This window comes from Pradoshia sp., assembly GCF_051873915.1.
Classification (GTDB): domain Bacteria; phylum Bacillota; class Bacilli; order Bacillales; family Pradoshiaceae; genus Pradoshia.
In genome coordinates this window covers 62967-76618 of sequence record NZ_JBJEFJ010000156.1, presented here as the reverse complement: position 1 = coordinate 76618, position 13652 = coordinate 62967, and the positions used below count along the sequence as shown (strand labels likewise).

Here is a 13652-nt window from a genome sequence, read left to right as displayed (position 1 = left end):
GAAGTGGTATACTATCAAAAATGATACTAAAGGAGAGGACAGTCTTCATGGAGATTGAACCTAAGTTATGCAAGGTCGAAGATGCGCTTGGAATTCTTGTCGGGAAATGGAAGCCAATCATTCTATTGAACTTAATGAAAGAGGGTACCCAACGATTTAGTGAATTGCAGCGGAATCTCCCGGGTATTACTCAAAAAATGCTCACAAAGCAACTCCGCGAATTGGAGGATGAAGATATCATTAAACGTGTTGTTTATCCGCAGGTTCCGCCGAAGGTAGAATATTCTATCACTGAATATGGGAAAACACTTGAACCAATATTAGCGGACATGCATGAATGGGGAATGAAGCATACGCTTCATAAGCAGCAAAGAGCACAGCAAAAAAACACATCAGTTTCTTCCTGAAATCGAAAAGATAATAGATAAGAGAAAAGGCGTGAATCCAAGAGGGGTTGATGCCTTTTTTATGCTTGTCCTTTCAGTAAAATTGTCCTGCTAGATGGGTGAGGGCTAGTGCCGCTATATCTAGAGGGGACATGTCTAACATTGATTTTCTTTATTTTTTATTGCAAATACAATAAAATTGCGGTAAGTTAACGATAGTGAATTATTGTTGCGTTTGCAATAAAAAGAAGGAGCTTATAATGAAAGAAATTCTACGTGAGATTGGTATGATTGCAAGGGCCTTGGATTCCATTAGCAATATTGAATTCAAGGAATTTGATTTAACGAAGGGACAGTATTTGTATGTCGTCCGCATCTGTGAGAATCCAGGAATCATTCAGGAAAAGCTGGCTGAGATGATCAAGGTGGACCGGACGACGGCAGCCCGGGCGATTAAGAAGCTTGAGATGAATGGTTTCATCGAGAAGAGAGATGATTCTCTCAATAAGAAGATCAAAAAGCTTTATCCGACAGAGAAGGGGAATAAGGTCTATCCATTTATTAAACGGGAGAATGACTATTCCAACCGCGTGGCGCTTGCAGGATTTACGGAAGAGGAGATGGAGACCATCCATGACCTGTTGCAAAGAGTCAGGAAGAATGTCGAAGTGGACTGGGAATATGTGAAGAAGGGTAATAAGCGAGATTACTAAGGAGGAGCAGCCATACTGTATGATGATTACGATCAAAAAGTGTACACTCGACGACCTGGATGACCTTCAAGTCATCAGCTATGACACATTCAATGAAACCTTTAAGGAGCAGAATTCAGCGGAGAATATGAAGGCCTATTTGGAGAGGGCCTTTACATTAGAGAAATTGGAGAAGGAATTGTCCCATCCATCCTCCCATTTCTTCTTCATCTATATTCACGGGGAGCTTGCTGGTTACTTGAAGGTCAATATGAATGATGCCCAAACAGAGGAGATGGGTGAAGAAGCATTTGAAATTGAACGGATTTATATTAAGCGAGATTATAAGAAGCAGGGTCTCGGCAAGTACTTGCTGAATCTGGCACACGACATGGCTATTACCCATGGGAAGAAAAGCATCTGGCTCGGAGTATGGGAGAAGAATCATCACGCCCTTGCCTTCTATACGAAAATGGGATTTATCCAAGCGGGAGCTCATTCCTTTTTCATGGGAGATGAAGAACAGATAGATTACATTATGGTGAAAGAGCTTCTTTAAATTGACGTAGGTGGTGAATTAGGATGTATGTACCGAAAATGTTTAAAGTTACAAATCAAGAGGACATTTATGCCTTTATCGAAGCAAATTCCTTTGCGACACTTGTCACGATGGAAAAGGGAAAACCGATTGCTACTCATTTGCCAATGGAATTGAAGAAGCAGGGTGAGGATTATTATCTTACCGGGCATCTTGCGTACGGTAACCGTCAGTGGAAAACCTTTGATGGTGAGGTTCTTGCTATTTTTCAAGGACCGGATGCATACATATCTTCTTCTTGGTATGAGCATGAGGAAGTGCCGACATGGAATTATCAAGCCGTGCATGTGTATGGGCAGGCCGTAATACTCGAGAGGGAAGAATTGATCGAAGAACTCAGCCGTATGCTTAAAAAGTACGAGGGAAACCGGGAGAATCCTGTATTGTGGGAGATGCTCTCCCCGGAACTTCTCGAAAAGGAGCTAAAGGGAACGGTTGGCTTCCAGATTAAGATCAGCGACATTCAAGCAGCCTATAAATTAAGCCAAAACCGAAAGGAAAGAGATTATCGGACTATTATGGAGCGGCTCCGTCAAGAAGGCAATCCGAAATCAGCGGAAATCGCCCAAGAGATGGAAAAGAGAATAATCGACTAGACAGAATCAAGAGCTGACCTGTGCAGCTCTTTTTTTATTCCAATATATGGTTGTTTTCTGTGCTATAATTTAAAGAAAAAGGTTGGGAGAATTTGAGGTTACTAGATGGCATAAAAAATATGTTCCTGGATATCGCGGCTGCTGTCCATGGATTTTTCTATGGGTTCATCGTAATTAGTGCGACTTCAGTGGTTATTGGATTGATAGTGTATTTTGGAATCGCAGCATATAAGTTCGTTTTTAGTTAGGACGTGGGAGCATTCATGTACTACAGAATAATAGAGGAACCAAAAGAAGATGTCTATCGGCAATTGATTGACCTGGCATTCAAGGTTTCTGATCGGTTTCAGCTGGTATTGAGGAAAGATATAATGTCGAATGTGAAGAGAGCGATGAAGTCTTATGAGCCTATCTTGAGTATGCTTGAGCCCTCCTTGATTGAAAGGAAAGAGGCATCCGAATGGGCGAGTACCATCTTGCTTCGTTCGGATGCTTTTGTCTATGAATACCGCATAACTGATGAAGCAAGAGAAGTGATGGAGTCCTTGTCTGACTCGTTATATGGCTGGATTCAGCCTGATTTGCCAGAAGACTTAGCCTTCCTTAAAGAAGGAAAGGCATGGCTTACGACATCCTCCCATGAAGGATGGTGTGTAATTAGTCCAGAAAATACGCGCAGCAGTAAATGGTTAGTTGAAAAACTTATGACTATAACAGGGCTTAAACTTGAGAAAGTAGAAGACTAACAAGTGATTGGTGATTTGAATTTTTTCTATAAATGAATTGGAAGTAACAGATAAAGGAGCGGGCATGACATGCCCGCTCCTCTTTACTAGCTTATTTTGCTGCGTTGATGTAAAGCAGACCTTCTGCTCGTTCAACGGACTTATTGCCATAATCATCTGTTGCCGTTACTTGAACTGCTGCACCGTTGGCTTTTACGTTCTTCGTGGCTGTGTAGTAGCCGACATAATGGCCAGGTGATGTTTCACGCATTGGCAGTTCGATGGCATTGGCAGATTGCTTAAGGTTCGTAAGTGGAAGAAGGATAGAGAAGGTTGCGTCAAGTCCTTCTTCACTATCAAATTCCACTTTAATGGAATCTCCGCTTTCAAGCTCTCTATCCGCATCAGGCTTCAGATTTTCAAAGACTGGAGCTGTGTATTTCACATCAAGAGTGACTGTTTTCTTGATGCTGTTTCCAGCTTTGTCTTTTGCCTGAACCGTGATTTGGTTGCTTCCCTCATCGAGAAGGATACGCTTGCTGAATTTTCCATCCTTCACTGTAGCTGTTTGACCGTTGACCTTCACCCAATCTAGGTTCTCGTCAGCGACCGTACCTGTCACAGTGACGGTTTCTTTATTATATTTGGTGCCGTCTGCAGGAGATGTGATCGCAAGCTCAGGCTTAGCTTGGTCGAGGATGATGGTAACCGGCTCTGAAGCATCGGTTGAACCGACATCTGTTTTTGCTTTGGCAGTCAGTTCATTTGCGCCGTTATCAAGCTCGACTTCTGCTTTAAAGACTCCCTCGCCATTTGTTTCCGTTTCGACAGCCTTTTCACCGTTTTTGTACAGCTCAATTGCTGTATCAGGTGAGGAAGTGCCTTCAACGCTTACTTTATTCTTATTTGTGTAAGAACCATCAGCAGGAGAAGTGATGACCGGCACCTCCAGCTCATAATTAACTGTTGCGCGAATCATATAGTTTCCTTCTGCCTCAGGAGTTTTGGACCAGGAGCCACTCACATATTGCCAGCTTCGACCTGCTTTTGGTCCGTTTTCATCTGTGCCAAGTCCAGGTGCGTTTGGATTTGGTAATGTTTGTGTGTACACGATGTAGAAGTCGCCTTCAACCATAATGCCATGCTCGGCAAGGTCGACATGTGTCCAAGTACCGTCACGAAGCGCTGTGTGACTGAAAGGACCACCGAGTTTTTGGCCAGGGGCACCATCTGCACCGCTTGCATCATAGACAGATACGTCAAATGCTGTACCGCCAGGATTTGGCCAAGAAGTATCCCAGAAACGGAGAAGGGCACCTGTGACTAAGGCTTGTTTTTCTCCTTCTTTCAAGGACATCTTCACAGCCCAGCCGTTTCCGGCATCATAGAAGGCTCTTGCGTTTTCGGCTGTTCCATCATCATAGCCGATTTCGCCGGCATATCCAATGAATGGTCGAAGATCGAAGTTCGCGGTTGCTGGTTCGCCTTCTTCAATTGTTACGGTTGTTTCTGCACTATAGTAAGAAGGGGCAGTGATTTTCAATGTGTACGTGCCTTCATAAGCTGTAAGTGTGTATTCCCCGTCCTCATTAGTCATAACAGGAGTAACTGCTGCATCCTCGACTAAGTAGATGGTCGCACCTTCAACCGGTTCGCCTGTGCTGCGGTTTGTGACGACGCCGCTGACAGTACCTTTCGGTGTTTCTTGCAGGGTGAAGTTCGCCGTAGCTGTGCCTTCATCCTCTACATTGACTGTTCGTGACTGTGATTGATAACCGTATGCCTCAGCCCGTACCGTATATTCCCCAGTTGCATGAGTTAGTTCATAGGAGCCATCTTGAGGGTTGGTGTATACAGAGCGGCCTGTTTCAAGCACATTCACCTTTGCTTGTAATGGAAGAAGCAATGGTAAAGGTGTTTCTTTATCAGGGTCACTGTCTTTTTTGCTATCTTTTGCTTTTACTGGAGTGATTTTGTTCGGATCAACTTTTGTCTTAGCTGTTGCTTTTGTGGTGTCTTCTGTTGTTTTTGTGATACCAAGATTTGCTTTCTTCGCCGGTGCGATTGGTGTAGCAGAGAGTTTAACATCATCTAAATACCAGCCTGCGCGCTGAACAGATCCATCTGTTGTCACGTTAAAGGCAATATAGACACGCTGTCCGGCATATTCGCTCAAGTCTACTTCCCCGTCCACCCATGCGTTGGATAGATCATTATAGCGAGCAACCTGTGTCCAAGTTGAGCCATCTGTTGAAAGGAAAACATGACCGAAATCATAGTTTCTCTCTAGATTGTACCAATGCTTAAATTGAAGGAAGCTATTGCCCTCTGGAAGGTCGATTGGGGGCATTTGCAAGCTCATATTCGCGCTGTTTGCATAGTTTCCAGCAAGGTTGGTCGCATAAACCTTTTCACCGGAGGCAGCTGCGCCTGGTCCTGAGGTTGGAGCTCCCCATTCCCATGAGTTATTCGTGCCGTAGGATCTCCATCCTGTCGGGTTTTGTTCAAAATCTGTTTCGTAGCCGACAGTTATGCCGTTTAGAAGCTCTACTGTGTATGTGCCGGTTTCTTTCGTGTTTCCGCCAAAGTCATTGGCAATGAATTGATACTGTGTTGATTCACCAGTCAATTCACTTCCAGGAATCGTTGCTTCGTATTCGCCGGATTGGTAATCGCCGCTCACGCGTTCGGCGCTCACTTCAGCCCAGCTTCCATCTGCCTTCTTGTATTTCAGTGTTACGTTTGTAACAGAGATATTATCCGTTGCTGTCGCTTTAAGAGTCAGGTCCATTCCTTTGTAAGAGCTTGTAACAGGCTCTGTTTCAATAGCTGGGGCTTGTGTGTCATCCCCTTCCTTTGTTACAGTTCCTTTAATTTTGCCAAGGCCGCTGACAACGGAGGAAACTGCATCAAAAGCATTGACGAGTCCAGCCCCATAGCCATTGTTAGGAGATACAGGATAGGTACTGTCAGTAAGCGGAGTAGCTGTTGTAGATAAGATTTCCTCAAGCTCATCAACAGTTAAGCTGGCATTTGCCTGCTTCAATAAGGCAACGACCCCAGAAATATGCGGTCCTGCCATGGATGTTCCGTTCCATCCGCCTTCATAGGCGCCTCCTGGAACAGATGAGCGGATATTGACACCAGGTGCAGAGATATCCGGCTTAAGCTCACCATAAGGGGATGGTCCTCTTAATGAGAAGCTCGCTAACGCATTATTGATATCAGTCGCACCAGTAGCGTAAGATTCCGGATAGTTAGCTGGATTGGCAACAGATCCTGGGCCGCCCGGGTTAGTTAAAGTTGTGTTCCCGGCGGAGAACTCTGGGAAGATATCTGCACTTTTCCAAGCCTGGACCATTGGACGGAACCATTCATCAAGGCCGGCACCGCCGCCCCAGGAGTTGGTGACTACGTCAGGTGCCATTTCAGGATGGGGATTACCGGCGGCATCTTTCGGTGCCAATACCCATTCTCCGGCTTCTATCAAGTCAGAATCTGTACCTCCGTTTGCTGTGAAGGCTTTAACGGCAATGAACTTAGCGCCCGGGGCTACACCGATTTGGTTCGTGCCATTTGGCTCGGAACCGACCATCGTTCCAATTGTGTGAGTGCCATGATCTAGATCATCATAAGGGGCATTGCGGTTAGCTGAAGTTGCGTCATACCAGTTATATTCATGGGAAGGCTGGTTCGGATTCGCTGGGTCGTATCCACGATATTTTGTCTTCAGGGATGGATGATCCCATTGAACGCCAGTATCAATGCTGGCAACAACCGTTCCGGCACCATCAATGCCCATTTCCCATACGGCAGGCGCGCTGATTTGAGCGATATTCCACTCAACGGAAGATGTTTCAGCTTTTGTTTCCTTAGCTGATTCCTTCGTTGTAACTTTCTTATTTTCAGTTGTTTTTGCTTTTGTCTCGGCTTTGGCTACTGGCTGTATCAGCTGTCTTGTTTCATTTGGGAGGATTTTGTCTACCTCTGGATAAGCCGCAATTTTCTTCATGACCGATTCTGAAGCCGTGACAGCTATCGCATTCACGATATAGAACGATTGAAGATCCTTCGCTTCGCCTGCCTTCACCTGTTCCTCTAAGAATTTATTGACATTCATTTGAGTTTCTTGGGCGGTGGCACGGAGGTTTGTGACTATGCTTGAGCGCTTGGCCAATGATGCCTTAGAAGATGACAGCTTTTGTTTCTTGGCAGCTGCAGTCGCTTCTTTCGCTACTTTAGCAGTATCGACCTGCTCCTTGAATTTGATGATAAAAGAAACTTTATCCTCTTTTTCAAACTGGGTGGAAAGCTTCTTGGAGATTTTTGTCTTACTCTTTTCGGCAATTGTCGAACTAGCCGATGTATTGACTGATTTTGTGGTTGAAGCATAAGATGCGGTTTGTGCCCCTGATGTGAAGATCAGTGCTGGGATGAGAAGTGAAGATAGAAGAATGCCTTGTACCTTTTTTCTTTTTCTGCTCATTATTTCCCCTCCTACTTTTATTGTCGAACGTTCTTAATAACATTCATCACCTCCTATTCATAAGAATGCTTGTTTGCGCTCGTGGTTGTTATATCAACTTTACCTTAATGATTGGGTCGAAGGTTGTCTGTTTTTATCATAATAAAGAGTTGTTCGTTAAAATGAATCCTTTGGAGGAAAGCCGCATGTATATGGGGTTGTCGAAATCAGTACAAAGTCTATGAGTGTCAGGCTAAAAAGCGGAAGAAGGTCATATACCATATAATGTAAAAACAGGGAGAAGGAGTAAAATGAGTATTCCGGCATGTGAGATGGAAGTAAAAGGATTGATATGTGCGAAATAGAGAACATAGGATGACAGCTAACGAATTAGGAAGCAAGCAAAAACTGGGGGGAATAGATGAATAGGAGAGGCAGATAGGCCCAGTTATGTGAATGGATCAGCTCGTTCGTAACAGATAATCAATCCCTAACCAAGAAAGGGATACGACAAAATTTGCCTAAATATGTGGATAAATGAGAGATGCCCAGTGTAAATTATTATTAGAAAATAAAAAGTACAGGAGGGTCTAAATGAACGACTATTTAGCAAAAGCACAAGCCATGAAAGATGAATTAATCAACTATAGGCGGCATATCCACCAAAACCCTGAAGTGGGGGACCATCTTCCGCAAACAACCGCATACGTGATGGAGCGTTTACGGGAATTCGGATACGATCCTGAGGAGATTTGTGACAGCGGAATTGTTGCCTTGGCCGGTAAAAAGGACGGGGGAAAAACATTCATGCTGAGGGCGGATATGGATGCACTCCCGATTACGGAGGAGACTGATTATTCCTTTAAAGCGACGAATGGAAAGATGCATGCATGCGGACATGATGTTCATACGACTATGCTATTAGGAGCGGCTAAGCTATTAAAAGAGCATGAAAATGAGCTTGAAGGAACGGTTAAGCTTATCTTTCAGCCGAACGAGGAAGGCTTCAAGGGAGCAAAACGGATGATTCAGGCAGGTGTTTTGGAAAACCCTAAGGTGGATGCGGCCATGGCCCTGCATGTTCATTCAGGCACACCGACAAATACGGTCCTGTATGGACATGGAACAAGCATTGCCGGCTGCACAATCTTCCGTATTACGGTCAAAGGGGTCGGATGCCATGGGGCGATGCCGGAAACAGGTGTTGATCCGATTAATATCGCCTCGCATATTTATCTCTCCATGCAAGAAATCATTGCTAGAGAAGTGTCTGCTATCCAATCTGCGGTTATCACAGTCGGAAAGTTCCAGGCAGGGAATACGCATAATGTTATCCCTGACCAAGCGGTATTAGAAGGGACCATCCGTTATTTGGATGTAGACATAGGCGATTTTATTCAAAAAAGACTAGAAGAAATTGTCACCTCTACAGCGAAGCTGTTTAGAGGAGAAGCAAACTTTGAGGTCGTGGCATCTGTTCCTCCTTTGAAGAATGATGATGCGCTCGCCGACCAATTGTCCACTTATGTAAAGGATATTGTTGGAGATCAAGCTGTCATTTCCTTTGAAGGCGGAGGAATGGGCTCTGAAGATTTTGCTTCGTACGGGTATAAGGTGCCGAGTGTCTATTTCCTGCTAGGAGCTGGGTCGAAAGAAGAAAATCCTCACTATGGGTTTCCGATGCATCATCCTCAGGTTGAGTTCAACGAGGATATCTTACCGATAGGTGCAGCCATGCATGCCAATGCAGCGACGATGTGGCTCAAATCGAATAAACCCTCATGAAACATTTTCCAAGGGAGAAACGTATATAAATAGAGGAGAAAGTAACAAAAATATACGGTGGGGGAGAATTGTGATGGCAGAGAAATATATTTCGATTGTAGGGGTCAGCCATTACTTTGGCCCGGAGATTTTTAAGGTGGGACAGAAGGTCATTCTGCGAAAAGACCATGATAATAAGCAGGATGATGAAGCGATTCAAGCGGAGCTTCAGACAATCGGCAAGGTCGGATATGTCGCCAATAATTATCAAACGGTTGCCAAAGGAACGCAAAGTGCCGGACGGATTTATGACTCGTTTGATGAGGTATGCGCAGGAGAAGTGGCGTTTATTGTGAAAGACACCGTTATTGCTAAGGTGCTCCCGGAGGAAAAAGTAATAACAGAAGAGGAAAGTAAAGGAGTCTGAAAATGCCATCAGACTCCTTTTTCAATCAAGAGGTTTGCTTAGTCAGTTTGTTCTTAAGCTGTGCCAGTTGCTGCATAAGACCTTCATATTCAGCAAAATCAATCTCACAATTCCCAAACACAACTTCAATTCTTGAAGTGATAAGCGGCTTTTGGTCCCATGCTTTTTGCTCAAGGGAGATAAACACTTTGCGTTCATCAAGCCTTGAGCGTTCCTTCTTCAGCCATCCGTTTGCTTCCATACGGGAAATCATCGGGGTTAATGTACCTGTCCCAAGATTGACGTGCTCGCCTAATTCCTTCATGGTCACATGGTCTTTTTCCCATAAGCTCAGCAATACTAAGTATTGGGGATAGGTTAAACCAAATTTCTTTAAGGCATTTGTATACAATCGCGTAAATTCGCCTGAGACTTCATAGAGGGAGAAGCATAATTGCTTTCTCAGTGTAAAAAACTCTTCCATATCATTCACCTAACGACTTGCATTCTCGATGACACTTCGGATATCTTCTTCAATCTTTTGGGGTTCAGTTGTGGGAGCATAACGCTCAATGACCTCACCCTTTTCATTAACGAGAAATTTGGTGAAATTCCATTTAATCTGCTTACCGAGCAAACCCTTTTGCTGCTGGGTCAGATATTGAAACAGAGGATCAGCCTCATTCCCATTGACCTTGACTTTCGCGAACATCGGAAAGCTTACCCCATAATTCATCTGACAAAATTGTGTCGTCTCTTCAATATCGTCATATTCTTGATTGTTAAATTGATCGCATGGAAACCCAAGGACCTGGAAGCCGTCTTCTTGAAATTTCTCGTGCAGCTCCTGTAAGCCTTTAAATTGGGGGGCCAAGCCGCATTTGCTGGCCGTATTCACGATTAAAAGCGGCTTTCCTTCATACATATCCAGCGGCTGCATTGATCCGTCTGTTTTCTTCACTTGGAAATCATAGACTGTTTTCATGCAAATCCTCCTCCATATCATTATATCGTGTACGATTTAATTATACAGAAAATGGTCGTTTTTGCCAAAGGTTACGATTTGTGATGAAAGGGTTAATAGTTGGTTAGTTTGTTAGTTGCGGCGTAGTGAAACGAATTTCGCTCATACGGCTTGTAGTCTGCCCATAGGCTGGTGAATTCGCCCTTAAAGTCAAATCTTTCGCTCTTAAGCCTTATCATTTCGCCCATAAAACAAGAAATGACAAAGATTTCACGATGAATTTAATGCTAACCAAGCTCCTGTAGTCAAAATCATCAGCTTAGGCTCATTTATCATAAATAATTCCGGATTTTTTTGATAAATGTCCTTCCTTATGACCATCTAGAGCTATTTATCAAAAAAACAGGCAGAGCTTCTCTGCCTGTAATCGATTATTTAATGACTTTCACGAATCGTTTCTTCCCAATCTGAATGACATCCTCGCTGGCAATGGTCTGATTCAATGTTTCAGATGTCAGCTTTTCCCCATTGAGGGAGACGCCGTTTTGCTTCACTAAGCGGAGGAACTCGCTTTTGCTAGTGACAAGTCCATGCTCGATGAGATTCGGGATAACATCTGTGATGGTTTCTTGAGCGTCCTCCAATTGGATGGTCGGAATGTCATTGGGCAGCTCTCTTTTGCGGAAGACCGTCTCGAAGTACTGTCTTGCCTCCTTCATTGTCTTCTCACCGTGGTACAGGGCGGTGATAATCTGAGCGAGCTCAATTTTGATGTCTCGCGGATTTTCCCCGTTTTCTAAGCGAGCTTTGATAGCTGCTATTTGTTGTGGATGTTCATCTGTCGCTAATTCGAAGTATTTGATAATCAGTTCATCAGGGATTTCCATTACCTTCTTGAACATCACTTCAGGAGCTTCGTTCACACCAATGTAGTTGCCTAAGCTTTTGCTCATCTTTTCTTTGCCGTCCAATCCTTCAAGAAGCGGCATGAAGATGGCGATTTGTTTCTCCAGGCCGAAATGTTTTTGCAGCGTACGCCCCATGAGGATATTGAAGGTTTGATCTGTACCGCCGAGTTCAATATCTGCCTTTAATTCCACGGAATCGTATGCTTGCATGAGCGGGTAGAAAAATTCATGGATGCCGATTGGTATCTGGTTTTGGTAGCGTTTTTGGAAATCATCTCTTTCCAAAATACGAGCAACCGATGTGGTGGCCGCTAATTTAATGACATCTTCAAAGGTCAATTTCGACAGCCATTCACTATTAAAGCGGACAGTTGTTTTCTCCTGATCAAGCACTTTGAATATTTGCTCGCAATATGTTTTTGCATTTTCCTTTACAACTTCATCACTGAGCGCAACACGGCCCTTTGCTTTGCCAGTCGGGTCGCCGATGCGGCCGGTGAAATCACCAATCAGGATGACGGCATGGTGGCCTAGATCCTGCATTTGCTTAATCTTGCGAAGGACAACCGCGTGTCCAAGGTGAATGTCCGGAGCAGATGGGTCAAGACCGAGCTTGATTATCAGGGGCTGATTTTCCTTATATGATCGTTCAAGCTTTACGTGTAATTCCTCTCTGTCAACGATGGTGTCTGCGCCTTTTTGAATGATTTCCAATTGTTTTTCAGGTTTTAAAAACATACGAACATCTCCTTGTAATATTAAAAGAATTAATATAGCAAGCTCTATAAGAGTAAAAAACAAAAAACGCCCTTTAGGCTATATGCCTAAAGGGCGTATTTAAACGCGTTACCACCTTTATTCAAGAGCTGCTCACACAACTCTTCTCACTAGGTACGGCTTTTGAGCGATACCTTTGCCATGATGACGGATGCTTTCCCCGGCGTAGCCTACTGTGAGTTCGGTACGCAGCTCCGAGATGTATTCACTCTAACTTTCCTTTGCGCCTCTCAGCTGCCGGCTGCTTTCTGTAAGTTCCATTAGAGCTACTCGTTCTCTTCAACGCTTTTCCTCTTATACTCCGAAATGTCAGAAACAAATCTTCGTTATGCAGATATTAACCATAATTAAACAGCAGAGGAGGTTATTTGTCAATCCACTCAGGACGTTTTTTTCAAAAGATATAAGAAATAGGGCGCGCCAATGATGGATACGATAATTCCCGCTGGTATGGTTTGTTCACTGTAAATAATGCGGCCGATGGTATCAGCGGTAATTAAGATAGCTGCACCAATCAAAGGTGACAGGAATAAGAAGCTTTGATGCCTTGCTCCGACCAACCGTTTGGCGATATGTGGAGCAATCAGGCCGATAAAGCTGATATTCCCAACCACCGATACGGAGGATGCTGCCAAGGCTACTGCCACAATCAAAAGGATGACGCGATCACGATTGACATGGACACCAACCCCCTTAGCGACCGTTTCATTCAAGGCGAGCAGGTTCATGGCGCGCTGTTTGAACAATAAAATTGGCACAGAGATTGTCAGCCAGGGCAGGAGTGCAAGAATAAATGGCCAATCTGCCCCCCATATACTGCCCGCCAGCCATCTCGAGATGAATTGAACATCTTCCTGTCTGGCTCCAGAGATAAGAATGACCATCAAGCCAGAAAGGGCTGAGGCGAAGCCGACTCCCATCAGGACCAGCTTGACGGGCTGGATGCCTTTCTGTTTTTCTACAGTCATACCATAAATCAAGACGGCCGTTATAATTGCGCCGGCAAAACCGACAGCCGGCAATTGATACGTATAGTAGTCAAGATTTGCGTCAACGAATAAATAAAAGATGGTGATAGCCATGCCGGCACCAGCATTGATACCAATAATGCCGGGGTCAGCCAAATCATTTTTAGTCAGGCTTTGCAGAATCGCGCCGGAAAGCGCTAAGGCCATACCAGCCAAGGCCAGAATAAACACACGCGGCATCCGGACTGAGAGGAGAATGAACTCCTCCTTAAAGGAACCTTCCCCTATCAGAGTTGGAATGATTTGACTGAGTCCAACAGCAGATGGGCCGAGGCTGATGCCGGCGAGAATGCTCAGAAGCAGCAAGATTAGCATAACTCCATATATGAGGCGGACGTGATTT

The 13652-nt window shown here is 44.4% G+C and carries 12 protein-coding genes and 1 other annotated feature; of the genes, 7 read left to right on the top strand and 5 right to left on the bottom strand.

Features of this window, described 5'->3' with window-relative positions; all coding sequences use genetic code 11:
- Positions 1 to 47: 47 nt before the first annotated feature.
- The 5 genes from ACI35L_RS13860 to ACI35L_RS13840 all read left to right on the top strand — a co-directional run bounded on the left by ACI35L_RS13860 (position 48) and on the right by ACI35L_RS13840 (position 3018).
- A complete protein-coding gene (locus ACI35L_RS13860; protein ID WP_049672205.1) occupies positions 48 to 407 on the top strand; it encodes a winged helix-turn-helix transcriptional regulator in 360 nt (119 codons plus the stop codon).
- A gap of 239 nt (positions 408 to 646) precedes the next feature.
- The gene (locus tag ACI35L_RS13855; protein WP_049672204.1) at positions 647 to 1099 is read left to right on the top strand and encodes a MarR family winged helix-turn-helix transcriptional regulator; all 453 of its coding nucleotides are present in this window, start codon (positions 647 to 649) and stop codon (positions 1097 to 1099) included.
- Between the two features lie 19 nt (positions 1100 to 1118).
- Positions 1119 to 1637, top strand: a complete 519-nt coding sequence (locus ACI35L_RS13850; RefSeq protein ID WP_049672203.1) for a GNAT family N-acetyltransferase — start codon at positions 1119 to 1121, stop codon at positions 1635 to 1637.
- 23 nt (positions 1638 to 1660) lie between these two features.
- Entirely contained in the window at positions 1661 to 2272 is a 612-nt protein-coding gene (locus ACI35L_RS13845; protein ID WP_439803128.1) for an FMN-binding negative transcriptional regulator, read from the top strand.
- Between the two features lie 263 nt (positions 2273 to 2535).
- Positions 2536 to 3018: a stage III sporulation protein AH gene (locus tag ACI35L_RS13840; RefSeq protein WP_439803127.1), complete on the top strand. Its 483-nt coding sequence runs from the start codon at positions 2536 to 2538 to the stop codon at positions 3016 to 3018.
- A 91-nt stretch (positions 3019 to 3109) separates the two neighbouring features.
- Here ACI35L_RS13840 and ACI35L_RS13835 read toward each other — a convergent pair whose 3' ends face one another.
- Positions 3110 to 7483, bottom strand: a complete 4374-nt coding sequence (locus ACI35L_RS13835) for a S8 family serine peptidase (protein WP_439803126.1) — start codon at positions 7481 to 7483, stop codon at positions 3110 to 3112.
- A gap of 573 nt (positions 7484 to 8056) precedes the next feature.
- Between ACI35L_RS13835 and ACI35L_RS13830 the strand changes: the two genes are divergently transcribed.
- A complete protein-coding gene (locus ACI35L_RS13830; protein WP_049672199.1) occupies positions 8057 to 9247 on the top strand; it encodes a M20 metallopeptidase family protein in 1191 nt (396 codons plus the stop codon).
- A gap of 73 nt (positions 9248 to 9320) precedes the next feature.
- Entirely contained in the window at positions 9321 to 9653 is a 333-nt protein-coding gene (locus ACI35L_RS13825; protein WP_049672198.1) for an HIRAN domain-containing protein, read from the top strand.
- 25 nt (positions 9654 to 9678) lie between these two features.
- On the opposite strand, the gene ACI35L_RS13820 is transcribed toward ACI35L_RS13825, so the two are convergent.
- The 4 genes from ACI35L_RS13820 to ACI35L_RS13805 all read right to left on the bottom strand — a co-directional run bounded on the left by ACI35L_RS13820 (position 9679) and on the right by ACI35L_RS13805 (position 13624).
- Positions 9679 to 10116 (bottom strand): MarR family winged helix-turn-helix transcriptional regulator, encoded by a 438-nt coding sequence (locus tag ACI35L_RS13820; RefSeq protein WP_049672197.1) that lies wholly within the window; start codon positions 10114 to 10116, stop codon positions 9679 to 9681.
- A 9-nt stretch (positions 10117 to 10125) separates the two neighbouring features.
- A complete protein-coding gene (locus ACI35L_RS13815; RefSeq protein ID WP_439803125.1) occupies positions 10126 to 10617 on the bottom strand; it encodes a glutathione peroxidase in 492 nt (163 codons plus the stop codon).
- A 410-nt stretch (positions 10618 to 11027) separates the two neighbouring features.
- On the bottom strand, positions 11028 to 12242 hold the full coding sequence (gene tyrS, locus ACI35L_RS13810) for a tyrosine--tRNA ligase (RefSeq protein WP_049672195.1): 1215 nt from the start codon (positions 12240 to 12242) through the stop codon (positions 11028 to 11030).
- Positions 12243 to 12328: 86 nt separating this feature from the next.
- Positions 12329 to 12573: a binding site (T-box leader), on the bottom strand.
- Positions 12574 to 12661: 88 nt separating this feature from the next.
- Entirely contained in the window at positions 12662 to 13624 is a 963-nt protein-coding gene (locus tag ACI35L_RS13805; RefSeq protein WP_049673054.1) for a FecCD family ABC transporter permease, read from the bottom strand.
- Positions 13625 to 13652: the final 28 nt, after the last annotated feature.